This is a genomic window from Chitinophagaceae bacterium, assembly GCA_016710165.1.
In the GTDB taxonomy this organism is placed as follows: Bacteria; Bacteroidota; Bacteroidia; order Chitinophagales; family Chitinophagaceae; genus Ferruginibacter.
The window spans coordinates 1,360,766-1,380,002 of sequence record JADJLJ010000001.1; the positions used below are offsets into that span (position 1 = coordinate 1,360,766).

The window sequence follows — 19,237 nt, forward strand, 5'->3', positions numbered from 1 at the left end:
ATTTAAAGAAATGAAAAAGATCTTATTAATTATACAACGTGAATTCCTTACCCGGGTACGGAAGAAGACCTTCATCATCGGCACCATTCTTTTTCCGCTGCTTTACCTGGGGCTGATATTCGGCACCGGCTATATTGCAGAGAAATCCAGGGATGACCTGAAAATAGCGGTCATTGACCGATCGGGACTTTTTACCGAGAACCTGGTAGCAACGGTCAACCGGGAAGATTCAAGCAATGCCATAAAACTGATCACGTCAAATTCTGAAAGGTTTAAGACGGCCTTCGACTCACTCGGCTACGACGGGTATATTGAGATACCGGAAAGTTTCAGTTGGCAGCATGGCACCGACAGCCTGGTGATAAACACAAAAAAATCTTTTGGCATCGGCGCTGCCAACCCGGTTGAAAGAAAAATAAACCAGGTATGGAACCGGATCAAGCACGACAGCCTCGGAATTGATTCTGCCAAGGATAAGATACTGAACAAAACACTTGCGTTACGGTTTCATAATGAAAAGAACAAGAATGCCAATGAAAAGACCGCAACGGTCATCGGGTATGTGTGTGGTCTTTTAATGTACCTGATCCTGCTGCTGTATGGCTCACAGGTGATGATGGGGGTAACAGAAGAAAAGACCAGCCGCATCGCCGAAGTGGTGGTATCTTCCGTAAAACCATTTCAGCTGATGATCGGGAAGATCGTGGGGATCGGTATGGTGGCCCTTACCCAGTTCCTGATCTGGGTGGCCTGTATCTTTATCATTTACAATGTGAGCAAGACCACCGGGAATGCCGGAGGCAATGTTTCAGGAATGGTGGGTGCGATACAGGAAGTGTTTACCAGTGTTAATATGCCCCTGGTGGTTGGCTGTTTTATTTTCTACCTGCTGGCAGGTTTCTTTTTCTACTCTTCGCTGTATGCGGCCATTGGCAGCGCCATTAATGAAGATATGAGAGAAGCGCAGTCGCTTAGTTTCCCCATCACCATGCTGGTCATCTTTTCCATAGCGCTGATGACACCGGCCATTTCAAATCCCGGCAGTTCACTGGCGGTGTGGGCAAGCATCATCCCCTTCAGTTCTCCCATTGTGATGATGGCCCGTATCCCGTTTGGAGTGCCTGTTACCGTGCCCTGGTGGCAATTGGGCCTTTCCATGGTTTTATTGATCGCCGGATTCATGTTCACCACCTGGTTTGCTGCAAGGATATACCGAACCGGTATATTGATGTACGGTAAAAAGCCAAGCTGGAAAGAGATGATGAAATGGGCATTCAGAAAATGATACCAATAAAAAAAATGTCCCGCCAGAGAAGCGGGACATTTTTTTTATTCTTATTTCAGTGGTTCTGACTGGGGCTTCATAAGCGGCTCTTTCGGTTTAGATGCTTTTTCAATGGCCCGGTTCAGTTCATCACCCAGGTACTGGTTGATGATCTTCCAGCTTACAGCCAGCATACCAAGGATGCTTCCAAGTATCAGGCCGATCAGTGTATAAATGAATTTTGATTTTTTAACCGGTTCATAGGGAGGCTCGGGTTTGTCAAGCGCTTCAATGATGGGCGTTTCTTTTTGCAGGCGGTATGCAGCCGATTCCCGGTTATTCACTGCAAAATAATACTGCGACTGAACGGTTGCCTTATCCTGTGCCAGGTTCACTTTGGGAATGCTGTAGCGCTGCAATCCATCATTGGTAAAGAACGTGCTTTCGTCCAGGGCAATGGCCCTTTTGTCAAGTGCGTTCAGCACATTCAGCAGGGAGTCGGCCTTTTTAATGGAGAATTCATAATCGATCTGTGCCTTTTTCTTTTTCAGTTCAATGTAAAAAAGCGAAAGCTTATCAATATAGATATAACTGATCTCCCGCACCAGTTTCTGATTGCTGTTCGTAAAAAAAAGTTCCAGGATGCCGTTCTTGTTGATCTTGGCCGAGAATGAGATCTTCAGCAGGTTGCTGGCCACGTTCACCTGTGCCAGGCTGTCGAGGGGGGTATCGATCTTTTCATTCTGCATGAACCCGGTGTACCTGTTATTCTCTTCGATCAGCAATTCCGAAATGGTCTTATTTTTCATCGAAGGGATCCTTTCCATGGCTACGGCTTCCCGGGTACGGCGGCTGTTTGCCAGTTCAACAATATTGATGGATGCATCTTCGGTGAAGGATTTGGGCGCATCGGTAAGCCCCAGCAGGTTACTGATGGCTGATCCGGTGCTGCTGGTATTGGAAGCGCTCAACGGGAATACGGTTGCCTTGGATGACCATTGCACAACGCTCTGTCTTGCCATGTAAAAAAACAACCCGCCAAAAAGCAAAGCGATCACAGCGATCAGCCAGCTGAATTTTTTCAGTCTTTTTACCAGTTGCTTTAAAAGTTCAATATTGTTCATTAAGAAGCTTTATTTTATCTAATAATTTACTGGATCAGTTTAACAATCAAAGCGGCTGTTACTATGGGAATACTGGATATGATCACCTGCGTGACAATGTCGGTTACCTGTGCACCTTCGGGCCGCAACGGCACCGTTACAGTGGAACCTTCTTTTACCCTGGGATAAAAATGCATAAAGAAAATACTGGTCGTCCGCTTGCTCTTGCCATTGGCGTAGGTGACAAAGATCCGCTTCTTCCAGGGCCGTATGCCATAGCCGCCGGCTTTGTCAATATAATAGCCCACGTTGGTATGTTCTTTATCGTACGTTAATTTAAGTGGCGACTGTACAATGCCCTTCACGTTTACAAAAGGGTTTATCTCCGGGATAAAGATCACGTCCCCTTCCTGCAGAATGATGTCGTACTTTGAATTCTTGTATTTCATGGCCCGGTACAAATCTATGCTCACCGGTTCCTTCGCCACTTCACCAAGGCTCTTCATGGATGAATCCAGCGTAATGCTTCCTATGGAATCGGTCAGGGAGGCCACTTTGTTGGTCACATTATCCCGGTAGTACTGTGTTTTCTTCCTGTACAGGATCGCACCGCTCAGGTCGGCATTCTCTTTTATCCCTCCTGCCCGTTCAATATAGGAGGAAAGCCTTTCGTATTTGCTCAGCCTTGGATAGGGACCCGAATACTGAACCAACCCGTTTATCTGCACCAGTTGCTGCAATTCAAATGTCGGGTTCTTCCGTACATATATCTGGTCGTATGGGCGCAATAATATTTCCCTGGACACACTGTCCAGTTCAAGATTGGGTGATACTTTAATCGTTTTGAGCACGGTACGGGTTGGCTGTTGCATTCCTTTTGCTGAGTCCAGGTCAACCACACTGGATATCTCAATACGCCCATATTCAGCAGATTGTTTCAAACCACCGCAGAGATAAAGCAGGTCCTGCAGTGTCATGCCGCCGTATTTGTTTACCCTGCCCTCTTTTCTTACTTCGCCGAAGATCTCCACGTATTGTTTATCCGCAAACTGGTTGGAGTTAAAAAGAAGCACCTGGTCGTTGGCAAATAATTCTACGTTATAAATACTGGCCGTATCATTGGTGGTGATATCCGTTAAGTTCACTTCCACCTTACTGGCTTTGATATTGGTACTGTCGCCGCCGCCCCGGAAAATATAGGCACGGGGAAGGAACGTATTCCGGGTAATGCCGCCAGCCCTGTTGATCAGGTCAAACAATTTATCGCCCTTACGTATCTCGTACTGGCCCGGATATGAGACCTCTCCTTTCATTTCCACCTTGTTTATCAATCCCGGATTAATGGAAACCACTTTTACGATATCCCCGTCATTAAGCGGGAAGTCCTGGTCCTTAAGAAGTGCACTGCTGGTCGGGTTTACGATGGCTGTTACATTCACATCCTTTATGATCTGCTTTTCCAGTTCGGTCCGGTAAACCTTCGCCCCGCTCGAAAAGGCATCGTTCTGCAGGCCGCCTGAATATTTAAGCAGGGATTTCAGACCTTCGTCTTTTTTAAGCTGGTAGAACATCGGACGCTTGAACCGGCCCTCGGCCTTCACCCGCTTTTCCAGCGTTTGCATGATCACAAAATCATTATTCTCAAGATAGATGTGTTTCCCAAAATCGCCGGTGGTCAGGTACTTATATACATCCAGTACATCAATGACCCTTCCGTTCCGCTTGATCTGTATCTCACGAAGATTGGCCAGGTCTGTGGGCCCGCCGGCCAGCGAGATCACATTAAATGCATTGGTAAATGCAGAAACAGTGACAGGCCCCTGGTTCCTTACCTCACCCGCAACATTTATGGATATAGTACGTGGCTGCCCGAGTGATATGGAAATATTTGTTGACGGTGGAACAAACGATCTGAACCGTTGTGTGAGCAGGGAACGTACATTTTCAAATGTAAGACCCTGCAGGTAGATCTTTCCGATGCTGGCGGGGAAAATGGAACCATCCCGGGCAACCGTATAATCCAGCGTGGCCTCCGCTCCATTCCACAAGGAAACAATGATCTGGTCATACACACCGATGGGATAATCCAGGGGCGGTGTTGACAATTCGGTAATGGAGGCAACCACACCGGAACGGAACAGGTTCATCCCATACGTATCCTCGGTAGGATTCATCGATTGGGGCGTACTTTCTTTTACCAGGCTGTCCTTCTCAATTTTATCCTTAAGGGCTTTGTTCATTTCCTCTCCCGTCCTCTTGCTGCCGTCGGGGTTCTTATCTTTCAAAATATCATATAGCTGGGCAGGCGGCATCTGTGTTGGATTCGGCAATACCGGAACATCAGGATTATTGGGATCTTTGATCGGGTTTTGTGCCGATACCATTTTTACTGAACAAAAGAGAATCACAATAAAAACTGCGGCCGCTTTTTTAAAACCAAAATAAGTTTGCCCTGAGGTTAATAACATTTTTTGGGGGGTTGAGATTACAAATTTTTAAATAATGCGCAAATATAATATTCTTTATTTAAGCGGCTGCTTCAGCGATGCTTCAAACTCATTCCATATCTCTTTCACGATCTCTGCTGCCGGTTTGATCTTTCTGATGAGGGCACTTACCTGTCCTATTTCCAGTTCTCCTTCATTCATATCGCCTTCAAACATCCCTTTTTTTGCCCGGCCCCTGCCCAACAGTTTTTTCAGTTCATCCGGTGAAGCACATCGTTGTTCCGCTTCCTGCACCTGCGAATAAAAATCATTCTTCAGGAGCCTTACCGGCGTTAATTGTTTTAATGTTAATTGGGTATCGCCTTCCGAAGAAGTAATGATCCTGTTCTTGAAATTGTCGTGCGATGATGCTTCGGGACTTGCCACAAAACGGCTGCCCACCTGCACCCCTGCTGCACCCAATACCATGGCGGCCAGCATTTGTTTACCCGTGGCGATCCCGCCTGCAGCAATAACAGGTATATCCACCGCTGCACAAACAGCTGGTACCAGCACCATGGTGGTTGTTTCTTCCCTCCCGTTATGCCCGCCGGCCTCAAAGCCTTCTGCCACCACTGCATCGCAACCGGCTTCCTGTGATTTTAATGCGAATCTGCTGCTGCTCACCACATGCACCACTTTTATCCCTTCCTGCTTTAAAACGGGTGTCCAGGTCTTTGGGTTACCCGCCGATGTAAAGACGATGGGTACTTTTTCTTCCAGGATCACCTGTATGTGCTTCTCAATATCGGGGTATAATAAAGGAACATTTACCCCAAACGGTTTTTGGGTGGCCGCTTTACACTTCTGAACATGTTCACGCAAAACCTCCGGGTACATACTGCCGCTTCCGATCAGCCCAAGCCCTCCTGCATTGCTTACCGCACTGGCCAGCTTCCACCCGCTTGCCCAGATCATGCCGGCCTGAACAATGGGATACTCAATTTCAAAAAGACGGGTTACCCTGTTTTGCATCTCGGTCAGATAGTTTTTTCAAATATCGTTAAAAAAGTAGTTCAGAAACTAAAAGTACTTTGAAACGCAAAGTAAGTGAAATTATTTTACAACCCGGTGCCTTTTTTCCAAAATTGCCCTGTAAAAGAGGTGTTGCTGAAGACTGAATGCCTATGATTTTCCGCCGCCGCTCAGGTCGATGGCTGTATTATCGCCAATATTGAGGCTTCGGTTCACGCCTTTTACCTCCGCATCGCTGCCAATGAGTGAGTTGCTCAGCACGATCTCAAAGAGGTTGGAATAGGCGCCGATTATGGAATCCTTGATGATCGCATGGTTGAGGGAAGCGTGTTCGCCAATGGCAACATTGGGGCCTATGACTGAATTCCGTATATCGCAGCCCTCGCCTATATTCACCGGGGGGATGATGATGGTATTCTCGTAGGGGTTGTCTTCCGTGGTGTTTCCGCCAAATTTCTTAAGCAAGGTGGCATTTGATTCCAGCAGGGTTTCCTTGCGGCCGCAATCGAACCAGTTATTCACTTTGAAAGACTGAAATTTTGCACCACTCTGTATCATGCACTCGGGCATCGGTAAGGTTAAACTCTCCATAGCTTTTTGCTCCCGCCGCCACGATCTTATCCAGGCAGGAGAAAAGAAAATCCGTTTCCCTGATCTTGTACACGCCCACCAGTGCCATATTGCTTTTTGGAATGGCCGGTTTTTCAACCACCCGGCTTATGCTGCCGTCCTCTTCGATTTCTGCCACACCAAAATTACGGGGGTCGTCCACTTTTTTTACTCCCAGCATGGAGTGCGGGCTGCTGATCACTTCCTTCACATCATACTCCGCAATGGTATCGCCCAGAACGATCAGTACTTCGTCACGGCCAACGATCTCCCGGGTAAGGTTGATGGCATGGCCGATCCCAAAACGTTCGCTCTGCTGAACAAAATGACAGTTGAGACCGGGGTATTTGCTCTTTACATAATCCTGGATCTTTTCGCCCAGGTAACCAATGATGAAGATGAAGTCCTTTATGCCTGCTTCACGCAACTGGTCTACAATGATACTGAGGATCGTCTTTCCTGCAAGGGGGATCAACGCTTTGGGTTGTGTATATGTATGCGGGCGTAGCTTTGTGCCTGCGCCGGCTACCGGTATGATTGCCTTCATTGTTAAAACCTGGTCTGCCTGCGGCAGCATGTTTAGTTTACAATTGAGTTCTTCTTAGCTTGAAACGGCTGTGAAAGTAGTGAATTTTGTGTAAAAACAACACGAAGAAACGGGTTTATAATCAATTGAGTAAAATAGCCGCTGCTGCTTATATTTGTGCCTCAATATTTTTTTATGCAAAAAGACAGCCTGGTTTTTGATCTGATAAAGAAAGAACTGGAGCGCCAGCGTAACGGCATTGAACTCATCGCTTCTGAGAACTTCACCAGCCTGCAGGTGATGCAGGCCATGGGAACAGTACCCACCAATAAATATGCAGAAGGTTATCCCGGTAAAAGATATTACGGCGGTTGTGAAGTGGTGGATGAAATAGAACAACTGGCCATCGACCGCCTGAAAAAGGTTTTCAATTGTTCCTGGGCCAATGTGCAGCCACACAGCGGCGCTTCTGCCAATGCAGCCGTTTTCCTGGCCGTAATGAAACCCGGTGAAAAATTCCTGGGCCTTGACCTGAGCATGGGGGGGCACCTTACCCACGGCAGCCCGGCCAACTTCAGCGGTAAAACCTACCATGCCATCCATTATGGCGTTACCAGGGAAGGCATTGTTGATTATGAACAGCTGGAAGCCAAAGCAAGGACAGAAAAACCAAAGATGATCATCTGCGGCGCTTCTGCATACAGCCGCGACTGGGATTATAAACGCATCCGTGCCATTGCCGATGAAGTAGGTGCGGTTGTATTTGCAGACATTGCACACCCGGCCGGATTAATTGCCAGTGGCTTATTGAACGACCCCTTTGATCATTGCCATATCGTTTCATCCACTACCCATAAAACTCTGCGTGGGCCAAGAGGCGGCATCATCATGCTGCGGCATGATTTTGAAAACCCATGGGGAATAAAAGATCCCAAGGGAAACCTCCGCACGATGAGTTCGCTGCTTGACCTGGCGGTATTCCCCGGCTCACAGGGCGGACCGTTGGAACATGTGATCGCTGCGAAAGCAGTTTCTTTCGGAGAAATTTTATCTGAAGATTTTAAAGCGTACGGACAACAGGTCATCAGCAATGCACAGGCCATGGCCGGGGCATTTGTTAAAAAGGATTACCAGCTTATCAGTGGCGGTACCGACAATCATTTAATGCTGATCGATCTCCGCAATAAGAACCTCACCGGCAAAAAAGCACAGGAAACCCTGGACAGGGCACACATCACGTTAAACAAGAATGCTGTTCCCTTTGATGACAAGAGCCCCTTTGTTACTTCCGGTATCCGGGTAGGCGTTCCGGCAGTAACCACCCGGGGAATGAATGAAGAACAGATGCAGACAATAGTAGGTCTCATTGATAAGGTGCTGATGAACGCCGATGATGAAAAAATAATTTCATCCGTAAAGGAAGAAGTGAAGACCTTCATGCGTCAGTTCCCGTTATATCCTGAACTGGGCTGATTCCATTTAATCAAGCTGCCCCCTTTTACTGCTTACCAGTTTGTGGTATTTGCCGGCAATTATCTTCCGGTTACTTTTGCGCATTGCATAATGGGAAGATCGCATAACAGGAATGACAGACGGTTTTAAAAGGACCTTATCCCTGCTTTGAAGTATGGTTGATAAATAGTTTTCCACCTTTCCGGTCTGTCTAAAAAAATAATATTAATATTACGGCAGAATTACCCCGATCACTCCCTGGATAAAGCAAGAAAGACTCCAATTCCTCCGGAAGCCGCTTGACCTAACTACTTAATTAATTTTCATTCCATGAACCAATTTTACCGTTTGGTGTTTGCAACTATTATTGCATGCACACTGCACCTTACTGCAACCTCCCAATCACTAAGTATCAATACCGATGGCAGCACGGCCGACCCCAGCGCTTTACTGGATGTAAAAAGCATCAGCAAGGGCATACTGGTACCCCGTATGAACAAGACAGAAAGAAATGCGATCGCCACACCTGCCACCGGCCTCATGGTCTTTCAGAATGCCCCGGACAGCGTTGGCTTTTATTATTATAACGGAACATCCTGGTTATGGCTGGCCACTGCCAGTTCAACGGCCGGCTGGTTAACTACCGGGAATGCCGGCATTGACCCGGCCAATAATTTCCTGGGTACCACCGACGCCAATTCAGTACGGCTGCGGTACAACAATATCTTTTCCGGACAATTAAATGATACCACGACCTATTTTGGTTACAAAGCAGGACTTACAAACCCGGCCCTTGCTCACAATATCGGCATTGGCCCAGGTGCTTTGCAAAACAATACCACTACCTATAATATAGCCATTGGCGACAGCGCTCTGTACAGCAACACGGCAGGTGGGGTGATCGGTATCGGTTACCGTACCCTGCAGGTGAATGCCGGTTACGACAATATAGCCATCGGCTACAATGCACTGGACAGCAACGGGGCCGGCGCCCGGAATGTTGCGATAGGAAATCATGCACTTCGCAGCAATAAAACCGGTAATTACAATACGGCGGTGGGGTATGTTTCCCTTGCCAACAACACGGGTTCTTTTAATACGGCTGTGGGTGATTACAGCCTGGGTTTAAATACCACCGGTACAGCCAATACATCCATAGGGTCAAATATACTTGTGTATAATACCACCGGCGCTGCAAATACGGCGCTGGGTGCCAACAGTATGTTCTATAATGTGGCAGGATCCAATAATACGGCTGTAGGATACCAGAGCCTTCTTACGAACGACAGTGCCAGTGGTAATACAGCCATTGGCCGGCACAGCATGTATTCGCATAAACGAAATGCGAATAATACAGCGATCGGGTTTGAATCAATGCAACTCGATTCTGCCGGCGCAAACAATACGGCTGCAGGCTGGAGGGCTTTAAGGAATAATAAGACGGGGGTAGAAAATGTGGCACTGGGTGTAGGTGCCCTGGAAGCAACCAGCGCCGGGTCTTATAATGTAGCAGTAGGCAGAAGCGCTGCCTTTTTTACCGATACGGTTGACTTCACCACTTCTGTCGGCCACGCCGCTGCAGCCTATAACCTGCGTGAAAGGATCACCGCCGTTGGTGCCTATGCGGGGTACACGAATGCATACAGTTCCACCGACATCACCCAGGGAGCAGAAAATACTGCCATTGGGTATGCAGCGCTTACCGGGAATGCGTTTGGAAGCAAGAACGTGGCGATCGGGTATAAAGCGGGTGCCATTTTTGAACCGGGTTCATATTCCGGAACTGCCCCGTCGAGAAATGTTGCCATTGGCGATTCGGCCTACCAGCAGGGCCGGGGTAATGATGTAGTGGCTATCGGTTACCGTGCATTGAGCAAAAGCACCACCAATCATCACCAAAGCGTGGCTGTGGGAAGCCGTGCATTGATGAATGCGACCGCCACGTATCCAAATACTGCAGTGGGTTACTCCAGCCAGGACAGCGCTATTACGGGGGGTGCCAATACCTCTTTAGGGAGCTATTCCCTGATGAGTAATAAAACAGGGGGAAATAATACCGCCATCGGCAATGCCGCCATGATGGAGGCATATAATCCTGCAGGATTGAATTACCCGTTCGATAATACGGCCGTTGGCAATGATGCATTACGGTTTACCCGTTATTACGGACACGTAGCCATGGGTGCAGGCGCCTTGCGTAATGATACATCGGGGGTTTATAACACCGCCGTTGGCTATCTGTCCATGTACAACAACCTCAGCGGCACGGTAAACACAGCACTGGGAACAAGCGCACTCCGCAGTAATATTACCGGTGGAGGAAATACTGCTTTAGGTACCAATGCCATGTACTATCACAAGATCAATAACTACAATACAGCCATTGGTTACGAATCCATGATCATGGATTCGGCAGGCACCTTGAACACCGCCATGGGCTGGAGGTCGCTGCGCTATAATATCCAGGGCTCAGAAAATACGGCATTGGGTGTTGGGGCGCTGGAATTTACCGACAGCGCTTACGGCAATACTGCAGTAGGCCGCGGTGCCATGCTCGGCACGTTCAACAACACCACCAACCTGGCATACAACACCGTAATGGGATTTTATGCCGGAGCTCAAATGGACAGTGTGTACGAAGTAACCGCAATCGGTACGCAGGCTGGCTATAACAACCGGGGATATCAAAATACGTTCATCGGCGCTAATTCCGGCGTCGGCTTCAGCGGATCCAACCTGACCGGTATTGAAAATACCGGGCTGGGCGCCTATACATTAAGCTATAACAATACCGGCAAGAGCAATACAGGAGTTGGTTTAGGTGCTCTTTACGGCAACCGCACCGGGAACGGAAGCGTGGCCGTGGGTACCCGGGCATTGGCCAATGGAAACAGTTACAGTTATAATATTGCCATCGGCGACAGCGCCATGTATGGGAACAATGCAAGCAATAACCTGGCAATAGGAACTTTTGCCATGCGGTTCAATAATACCGGTACCCCTAATACTGCCGTGGGTAATTATGCCATGGAAAACAACCTCACGGGAAATTTGAATACCGCCCTGGGATACCAGGCACTGAATGCCAATACCGCCGCCCATGAAGTTTCTGCAGTGGGTTACAGGGCATTGGCAAATTATACCTCCACCGGATCAACCTGGAACACGGCATTGGGAAGTTTAGCCGGTGAAAATTTTACTACGGGAACACAAAATGTAATGATCGGTACCTGGGCCATGAGAAACCATCTAACGGGAATCAGGAACACCGCTGTTGGTAATGTAGCGCTGCATAATGGAGCAACCGGGGATGGCAACACGGCTATAGGAGATAATTCCCTGCTGAACACCAGTGGAAATAATAATGTGGGCCTCGGAAGGGATGCAGGAAATAATATCAGTTCAGGTTCAAACAATACACTGATGGGATATGTCTCTGATGTTTCCGTTGGTACCCTTATCAACGCAACGGCTGTTGGTGCAAATGCGCTTGTATCACAAAATAACAGCATGGTCTTGGGAAGTATCAATGGTTTGAACAGCGCAACAGCCACGGTAAATGTAGGTATTGGCGAAACATCTCCCAATGCACGCCTGCACATTACCCGCAATGGGGCAAGCGGGGGTACTTATCATGTCAGTTCTTCTTTGATCATTGAAGACAATACCAGTTCATACATACAACTCACTAATCCCAATGCAAACGAAACGGGCATCCTTTCGGGCAACGCTTCAAATTTTATCAGGAGTGCCTTCATTTTTGCCTCCGACAGCACGCTTCGTTTAAGGGCAGGCGGAAATATAAACAGGATGATAGTTGATAACAATGGAAATGTTGGTATTGGTACAATGACCCCTGCTTACCAGTTGGAATTATCTACCAACTCGGCGGGTAAACCACTTAGCAATGCCTGGACTATCAGTTCTGATGAACGCCTGAAAACAATTGATGGAAATTATACGAAAGGGTGGCAGATATTTTAAAACTCAATACGATCAAATATCATTATGCTCCCGGTAATGCAAGGAACCTGCCTACAGAAGAACAGGGCTATGGTTTCTCTGCCCAGGAAGTGCAAAAGGTTTTTCCGGAAGCGGTAAAAACAGGAAAGGATGGTTACCTGAACTTTGACATTCACCCGATTCTTGTTTCATACATCAATGCCTTCAAAGAACAGCAGCAACAGATCGAAGACCTGAAAAAGAAGAATGAAAAGCTGGAAAAAGATATGCAATTGATCCGGGCAAAACTGGGTATTAATAATTAAAATTGTTATTTTCACATCAAACCATAACAGCATGCTAACGAGAATAACCAGGTTTTTCAGTTTGCTTTTTCTTTCCGGCAATATCTACAGCCAGCAACTGGCCCGTGCCACCGATGTGCAGATGGTGACTGAAGCCGGTACCAAAATAGTAATGACCGGCGGGATCACGTTCAAAGGCACCAGCAACTGGGTGAACAACGGGGAGACCCATATATACAAGACCACGGTCTCTTCTCCCGAAGGCTGGCTTGATTCCACCTCCGCCCCCAATGGGGTATTGAGTGCCACCAGTACCGGTAATGTTTTTTTCCGCGGCAACCAGCGCCAGAGTTTCTATGGCAAGACAAGATTTTATGACCTGACCATCCGCAATACCGCAGGCGATACATTGCTGTCTTCCTGTGAAGTAAGAAATATCCTGAATCTGGATACAGGTTTTGTGTTCACAAGAACCGGTTATGGTAACGACAGCCTCTGGGTCTCCAACCCGGCCATCAACGCCATCGCTTCCACCAGCAACTTTACCGAGAGTTGGGTGAACGGCAGGCTGAGCAGGTCGGGTAATGTGATCGGCAGCTTACCTACTTTTTATTTATTCCCGGTTGGAAAAACAGATAGTTTATATGCACCCGTGCGGCTGGAGAAAGGAACTGCCAATTTAGCCGTGTGGACGGTTGAATATTTTCCCGATACCCCGTTCAACCACCTGAATGTACTCAGTCCCCCGATCGATCATATCAGCCGGGTGGAATACTGGGAGATGACCGGCAATGCAGTTTCGGATGCCAGTGCAAGGGTAAGTTTATCGTGGAGGGGATACAGCCGGGTAAGCAATGATCCTGCTGTAAGAGATAGTTTGATCGTTACACAGTATATCTTACAGCCCCCCTTCATGTGGGGTTTGCCCGGTGGCTGGGTCACCGGCATGACTACGGGTGCAGACAGCCTTGCAGGATATGTAAGGTCAAATGCGTTCAATGGTTTCAGCTATGATGAAAGAAGGTTCACCCTGGGTACCAACAGCAAATACAATGGTCTGCCGGTGAAACTCATTTATTTCAACGCCATTGCCGATGGCAATAAAGTAAGGCTCGACTGGGAAGCTGCCAATGAACAGGATACCCGGACCTATGAAATTGAAAGATCACTCAATGCCATCAACTTCACACAACTGGCAACGGTCAGTTCAAGGCAACTTGCTCTTTCTGCATACACCGGTTACGATCTCAATCCTGTTATGGGATGGAACTATTACCGGTTGAAGATCATCGACAGGTCGGGCAGTTATTTCTATTCACCCGTTCGCCCGGTCAGGTTTGATAAGGGACTTGAGCAGGTCAGGCTGTTCCCCAACCCGGCCAGCGATGTGCTGAACATCCAGTTACCCTCTTCGTATGTGAATGAAAGCATCATCAATATCTACGGTGTGGATGGTAAATTTATGGTCAGCCGGAAACCATCGGCCAATATCGTTGTGCTGAATGTGCTGCCGCTGCCTTCGGGAACATATATCATCCAGATAACAAAGACCAACGGAACCAAAGAGACTTACCGTTTTGTAAAACAATAAAAACGAAAGAAGTAAACACATCATCAACCATGAAAAGATCATTCCTATACATACTGGTAACCAGCGGCCTGGTTTTGGCAGGCGCTGGCGCCCTTGCTCAAAATGCAGCGCCGGAAACCAAACCGCTGAAGAGTACGCTTAAGCCGGAATCAACGCCCCCTGCTGCTCCTGTAGCACCCACTTTGCAGAAAAGCGATGAACAGCAAATTGCAAAACCGATCGTGCCGGGTGGTGAATTCAAGCCCAGGGATACCCGAGTGCCGCAGCCGGCCAATGAAAAAGACCGTGTAATACCAAGACCCATACAGCCGCCTGCACCACAGGCAAACCTGCAAACACCCGCTCCTGCAAAAAAAACAGATAAGGAACCTGTCCCTGTTGTTCAGCAGCACTGAAACGGATGACCCCATAAGTAATTTACCCATACCCTGTACCAAGCAAGAGAACTTCCAATTCCCGCGGAAAATCATTTGGCTTAATTAAACGTAAATTATTTTTTACCATGACCAGATTTTCCCGTTTAGTGGCTGCTACTTGCATTGCATTCACTATTCATTTTGCTGCCGGTGCCCAATCATTAAGTATAAATACAGATGGCAGCACGGCCCATACCAGTGCCCTGCTGGATGTAAAAAGCACCACTAAAGGTGTGCTGGTGCCCCGCATGAGCAAGACAGAGAAAAATGCCATTGCATCACCGGCCACCGGTTTGATGGTATTTCAGAATGCGCCGGACAGTGTTGGATTCTATTATTATGATGGCAGCAGCTGGTTATGGATGGCCACTGCAAATGCAACTGTTGGCTGGCTAACAACGGGAAATTCCGGAACAGACTCTGCAGTAAACTTCTTAGGAACCCTGGATGACAAGCCGCTGATGCTGCGCCAGAATAATTTATGGATGGGACAATTGAACACAAAAACGCACAATTATTTTATCGGTGCAGGATCGGGTTTCAACAATACGTCACAAAACAACACCGCATTAGGCGACAGTGCATTGTTTACAAATATTACCGGCAATACGAATGTTGCGATCGGGGCAAACGCCCTCACCCGGTATACAGGCAGCAATACCGTAGCCATCGGGTATAAGGCGCTCGATTCACTCACAACAGGCATCGTGAATACGGCCGTGGGATACCGGGCCATGGCGCAGACCACAACCGGTCAACGGAATACAGCCCTGGGCTATCGTTCGCTTGACAGTAATAAAACCGGAAATTATAATACCGCTGCTGGCTATGCTTCCATGTATAGAAATACGTCTTCATTCGGGACCGGCATCGGGGATTTTGCACTCGGAAGCAATACCACCGGCGAAGCCAATACGGTAGTAGGTTCAAATAGCTTTCCCGTCAGCACAACAGGAGAATGGAATACGGTAATGGGTACGAATACCATGTTCTACAATACAACCGGCTCATACAATACTGCACTTGGCTTCCAGTCTCTTTACAACAATAGATCCGGGCAACTCAATACAGCAGTGGGTTTACGGGCATTATACCGGAATGACAGCGGTCATCATAATATTGCCGTTGGATACAACAGTTTATATAACCACCGGGAACGGTTCGAGTTATAATGTAGCATGGGTAATTTTTCACTGGAATCGGATACCAGCGGGTATTATAATGTGGTATCGGAACCAGTGCCCTTCGCAGCAACATCAACAGTGCCGGTAATACTGCCGTGGGTACCAATGCCCTGTATAATCATAAATACAATGACCTCAATACAGCCGTTGGCTATGAATCGATGATCGCCGATACGGCTGGTTTTTATAATACGGCCATGGGTTGGCGTTCGTTACGTTATAACCTGACGGGAAACCAGAATACAGCAATAGGCGTTGGTGCACTGGAATCTACCGACAGCGCAACCGGTAATACGGCCATCGGGCGTGGTGCCATGATCGGAAGCATCGGCAATACAACCAACCTGGGCTATAATACCGTTGTGGGTTTTATGCCGGTGCATTGATGGACAGCGTATCAAATTCCACGGCCATCGGTACCCAGGCGGGTTATAATAACCGGGGAAATGAAAACACATTCCTGGGTCTGAATTCGGGTTTCGGGGCCAGTGGTACCAACCTCACTGGTATTGAAAATACAGGCCTGGGCACAGCCACCCTTGCCTATACCAATACGGGCCGTGCCAACACCGCCGTTGGATTAGGAGCCCTGTATGCCAACAGAACAGGAAGCAACAATACCGCTATTGGAGTACGTGCAATGGTGAATTCGCAGGCCGCCAGCAGAAATGTGGCCATTGGCGACAGTACTCTTTATTCAAATACAGTCAATGAACTTGTGGCCATCGGGCATTTTGCCATGCGTGACAATATCTCGGGTGTTGACAATGTGGCCGTAGGCGCCTTTGCAATGGAAGCAAATACCACCGGTGATGAAAATACTGCTGTAGGTGCAAATGCACTGCAATTGAATACAACAGGTGGGTTCAATACTGCCATTGGCGCCAATACCCTGTATTACCAAACAGCTGCCACCGGCAATACTGCCATTGGCTCCAATACACTTCCCAGTGTTACAACAGGCGGTTATAATACCGCCCTGGGTATTAATGTACTCTTTTACGATACAACCGGGACACAGAATGTTGGTATCGGTCACTTTGCATTATTTGAGAACAGGAATGGTAATGGTAATATAGCAATCGGAGGTTCCAGGGCAATGAAAGAAAACCGTAGTGGGAATTACAATATTGCCATAGGTCGCACGGCCCTGAATTATAATCTGGATGGCGACTACAACATCGCCATCGGCGACAGTGCACTTGCCAATACGACCAATACCGCCACCGGGGGTAACCTGGCGATCGGGCGGGAAGCTGGCAATACCAATATCGCCGGAACTTTCAACTCCCTTATTGGCTATGGCTCCGATGTGGTATCGGCAGCACTTACCAATGCCACGGCCCTCGGATACCTTGCACAGGCGGGTCAAAGCAACAGCATCACGCTCGGAAGCATCAACGGAGTGAACGGCGCACTCACAACAGTGAATGCAGGTATCGGTACCAATACACCTAATGCAAGATTACACGTTCAACGCAATGGTGCAGGCGGAGGTTTGTATCATGGCAGTTCTGCCATGATCATTGAGGACAATGCAAATTCCTATGTGCAGTTCTCCCATCCCAATGCCAATGAAACAGGATTCTTATCCGGTAACACATCCAATTTTATCCGAAGCGCCTTTATTTTCCGGGCCGACAGTTCGCTTCAATTCAGGTCTGGAGGAAATACCACCCGCATGACCGTTGATAACAACGGTAACATTGGTATCGGCACCATTACCCCGCTTACCAAGACACATATTCATGAAACAACCAACGCAAATGCAGACCTGCGCATATCCAGTGTGAATAGCACTTATGAGCCCGGTGTGGAACTTGTCAAAACAGGCGCCGGGGGCAGTGACTGGAAGTTACGGGTTACCTCCGCAGGAGTTCTCGTATATTCAAGAAGTGTAGATGATTTTGTAACGCCAACAGACCAATATGAAATGGGTGTACTTAACTTTATGCCTGCTGCAGATAATACAAAATCATTGGGGGGGATCACCAACAGATGGACCACTGTTTATGCAACGAATGGTACCATAAATACATCCGATGCCAGGGATAAAGAGAACATCAGCGACCTGAATTATGGCCTGAAAGAGATCATGCAATTACGCCCGGTTAGTTTTAACTGGAAAGAGAAACCGCAGTGGGGCAAAAAAATAGGCTTCGTTGCACAGGAAGTGAAACCAATTCTTCGTGAAGTTGTACAGGAAGGCGATCTTAAAGGCAAAACAGAAGAAAAAGATGATCATGGGAATGCCATCAAATCCACCAGTGATAAACTGGGCATCTATTATTCTGATATCATCCCCGTTACGGTCAAAGCCATCCAGGAGCAACAACAACTCATCCTTAAACAGCAAAAAACAATTGATGAACTGGTGGAAAGGATAAAGAAATTAGAGAACAAACAGGATTAATTCCAATAAAAAATCAAACGGTCAACCAATGAAAAAGTCAATCACATTAATCTGCTGCACGGGCTGCATCCTTTTCGCTGCATTTACGGCAAGTGCCCAGAAACCTGAGAATAAACCAACGCCCGCAGCAGGCACAAAAGCAATGAGCCCGGCAGCCCCCGCTGTGCAACCGGATGATAACGTGCTGAAGCCGGTAACGGTACCGGAAAAGGGCCATCTGTTGCCAAAAGCAGTTTCCACAATTGACAATACGATACCCGGTCCGCCGCTGCCGAAGCCGATCATGTCGAATATGTCGCCTGCTGCAACTGCTGCAGTCCCTGCAGAAATCAAAAAACCGGTCATCCTGCAGGAACAGCCAAAACAGCATTAATGCATTTTTTCAATGCGGGTAAATAAACAGCAGGCAACGGATCCCATAAAAAAACTTCCTTCACAGGAAGTTTTTTTATGTTCAATTAAATTAATTTCGTCAAATTACGATCCGATGATACAGCGTATACAATCCCTTTGGCTGTTGCTTGCTTCGGCAGCTGCATTTGCCAGTTATAAATTTCCCTATTACAGCGGCACCAGTCAGAAAGGCATTGCCGATTACCAGCTCAATGCCACGGAGAATTTCCTGCTGATCGTTGTTACCGGTATCATCGCCGTGCTGGCCCTGTTCCTCATCTTCCTGTTTAAAAAAAGGACCCTGCAGCTGCGCCTTTGCCTGCTGGGCATTGTGCTGGAAGCGCTGCTGATCTTTCTTTATTACCGGGAACTGCGGACCTTTTCAACCGGCACCTTATCCCTGACCAGCATCCTGCAGAGTATCATCATCATTGCATTTTTTTTGGCCGCCCGGGCCATTAACAAAGATGAAAAAATGATAAAGGAAAGCGACCGGTTAAGATAAAAGCAACATTCCCCGATCCAATGAATAAAAAAAAGCGCCCTTATCCGGGGCGCTTTTTAACTTTAGATTGATG

14 protein-coding genes and 1 pseudogene are annotated in these 19,237 nt (G+C 47.7%); 11 read left to right on the forward strand and 4 right to left on the reverse strand.

All coding sequences use genetic code 11. The features are described from left to right. Nucleotides 1-10: 10 nt before the first annotated feature. Complete coding sequence (locus IPJ02_05885; protein MBK7375085.1) at nucleotides 11-1,285, forward strand: ABC transporter permease; 1,275 nt, start codon at nucleotides 11-13, stop codon at nucleotides 1,283-1,285. Between the two features lie 50 nt (nucleotides 1,286-1,335). Here IPJ02_05885 and IPJ02_05890 read toward each other — a convergent pair whose 3' ends face one another. The 4 genes and pseudogenes from IPJ02_05890 to IPJ02_05905 form a co-directional block, all read right to left on the reverse strand. Then, a complete protein-coding gene (locus IPJ02_05890) occupies nucleotides 1,336-2,388 on the reverse strand; it encodes a hypothetical protein (protein MBK7375086.1) in 1,053 nt (350 codons plus the stop codon). A 26-nt stretch (nucleotides 2,389-2,414) separates the two neighbouring features. Then, nucleotides 2,415-4,835 carry an SLBB domain-containing protein gene (locus IPJ02_05895; protein ID MBK7375087.1) on the reverse strand — a complete coding sequence of 807 codons (2,421 nt, stop codon included), beginning with the start codon at nucleotides 4,833-4,835 and terminating at the stop codon, nucleotides 2,415-2,417. A gap of 54 nt (nucleotides 4,836-4,889) precedes the next feature. Next, entirely contained in the window at nucleotides 4,890-5,828 is a 939-nt protein-coding gene (locus IPJ02_05900; protein MBK7375088.1) for a nitronate monooxygenase, read from the reverse strand. A gap of 150 nt (nucleotides 5,829-5,978) precedes the next feature. Beyond that, a pseudogene (locus IPJ02_05905) lies at nucleotides 5,979-6,984 on the reverse strand (NTP transferase domain-containing protein). Nucleotides 6,985-7,158: 174 nt separating this feature from the next. Here IPJ02_05905 and IPJ02_05910 point away from each other — a divergent pair. From IPJ02_05910 to IPJ02_05955, 10 genes are all read left to right on the forward strand, one after another. Next, entirely contained in the window at nucleotides 7,159-8,436 is a 1,278-nt protein-coding gene (locus tag IPJ02_05910; protein ID MBK7375089.1) for a serine hydroxymethyltransferase, read from the forward strand. Between the two features lie 309 nt (nucleotides 8,437-8,745). After that, on the forward strand, nucleotides 8,746-12,399 hold the full coding sequence (locus IPJ02_05915) for a hypothetical protein (GenBank protein ID MBK7375090.1): 3,654 nt from the start codon (nucleotides 8,746-8,748) through the stop codon (nucleotides 12,397-12,399). Further along, nucleotides 12,384-12,683 carry a tail fiber domain-containing protein gene (locus IPJ02_05920; protein ID MBK7375091.1) on the forward strand — a complete coding sequence of 100 codons (300 nt, stop codon included), beginning with the start codon at nucleotides 12,384-12,386 and terminating at the stop codon, nucleotides 12,681-12,683. Before IPJ02_05915 ends, IPJ02_05920 begins: the two co-directional genes overlap by 16 nt. Before the next feature lie 31 nt (nucleotides 12,684-12,714). After that, nucleotides 12,715-14,253 (forward strand): T9SS type A sorting domain-containing protein, encoded by a 1,539-nt coding sequence (locus tag IPJ02_05925; GenBank protein ID MBK7375092.1) that lies wholly within the window; start codon nucleotides 12,715-12,717, stop codon nucleotides 14,251-14,253. A 29-nt stretch (nucleotides 14,254-14,282) separates the two neighbouring features. Then, on the forward strand, nucleotides 14,283-14,648 hold the full coding sequence (locus tag IPJ02_05930) for a hypothetical protein (protein ID MBK7375093.1): 366 nt from the start codon (nucleotides 14,283-14,285) through the stop codon (nucleotides 14,646-14,648). A gap of 107 nt (nucleotides 14,649-14,755) precedes the next feature. Then, on the forward strand, nucleotides 14,756-15,841 hold the full coding sequence (locus tag IPJ02_05935; protein MBK7375094.1) for a hypothetical protein: 1,086 nt from the start codon (nucleotides 14,756-14,758) through the stop codon (nucleotides 15,839-15,841). Nucleotides 15,842-15,948: 107 nt separating this feature from the next. Beyond that, nucleotides 15,949-16,239, forward strand: a complete 291-nt coding sequence (locus IPJ02_05940; protein MBK7375095.1) for a hypothetical protein — start codon at nucleotides 15,949-15,951, stop codon at nucleotides 16,237-16,239. After that, complete coding sequence (locus IPJ02_05945; GenBank protein ID MBK7375096.1) at nucleotides 16,239-18,266, forward strand: tail fiber domain-containing protein; 2,028 nt, start codon at nucleotides 16,239-16,241, stop codon at nucleotides 18,264-18,266. Before IPJ02_05940 ends, IPJ02_05945 begins: the two co-directional genes overlap by 1 nt. A gap of 28 nt (nucleotides 18,267-18,294) precedes the next feature. After that, nucleotides 18,295-18,639, forward strand: a complete 345-nt coding sequence (locus tag IPJ02_05950) for a hypothetical protein (GenBank protein MBK7375097.1) — start codon at nucleotides 18,295-18,297, stop codon at nucleotides 18,637-18,639. A 114-nt stretch (nucleotides 18,640-18,753) separates the two neighbouring features. Next, nucleotides 18,754-19,164 (forward strand): DUF4293 family protein, encoded by a 411-nt coding sequence (locus tag IPJ02_05955; protein ID MBK7375098.1) that lies wholly within the window; start codon nucleotides 18,754-18,756, stop codon nucleotides 19,162-19,164. Nucleotides 19,165-19,237: the final 73 nt, after the last annotated feature.

Bases quoted from the DNA above. Each gene is read 5' to 3' on its own strand.
- IPJ02_05885 (MBK7375085.1), top strand. From the start codon at position 11: ATGAAAAAGATCTTATTAATTATACAACGTGAATTCCTTACCCGGGTA.
- IPJ02_05890 (MBK7375086.1), bottom strand. From the start codon at position 2,388: ATGAACAATATTGAACTTTTAAAGCAACTGGTAAAAAGACTGAAAAAA.
- IPJ02_05895 (MBK7375087.1), bottom strand. From the start codon at position 4,835: ATGTTATTAACCTCAGGGCAAACTTATTTTGGTTTTAAAAAAGCGGCC.
- IPJ02_05900 (MBK7375088.1), bottom strand. From the start codon at position 5,828: ATGCAAAACAGGGTAACCCGTCTTTTTGAAATTGAGTATCCCATTGTT.
- IPJ02_05910 (MBK7375089.1), top strand. From the start codon at position 7,159: ATGCAAAAAGACAGCCTGGTTTTTGATCTGATAAAGAAAGAACTGGAG.
- IPJ02_05915 (MBK7375090.1), top strand. From the start codon at position 8,746: ATGAACCAATTTTACCGTTTGGTGTTTGCAACTATTATTGCATGCACA.
- IPJ02_05925 (MBK7375092.1), top strand. From the start codon at position 12,715: ATGCTAACGAGAATAACCAGGTTTTTCAGTTTGCTTTTTCTTTCCGGC.
- IPJ02_05930 (MBK7375093.1), top strand. From the start codon at position 14,283: ATGAAAAGATCATTCCTATACATACTGGTAACCAGCGGCCTGGTTTTG.
- IPJ02_05935 (MBK7375094.1), top strand. From the start codon at position 14,756: ATGACCAGATTTTCCCGTTTAGTGGCTGCTACTTGCATTGCATTCACT.
- IPJ02_05945 (MBK7375096.1), top strand. From the start codon at position 16,239: ATGGACAGCGTATCAAATTCCACGGCCATCGGTACCCAGGCGGGTTAT.
- IPJ02_05950 (MBK7375097.1), top strand. From the start codon at position 18,295: ATGAAAAAGTCAATCACATTAATCTGCTGCACGGGCTGCATCCTTTTC.
- IPJ02_05955 (MBK7375098.1), top strand. From the start codon at position 18,754: ATGATACAGCGTATACAATCCCTTTGGCTGTTGCTTGCTTCGGCAGCT.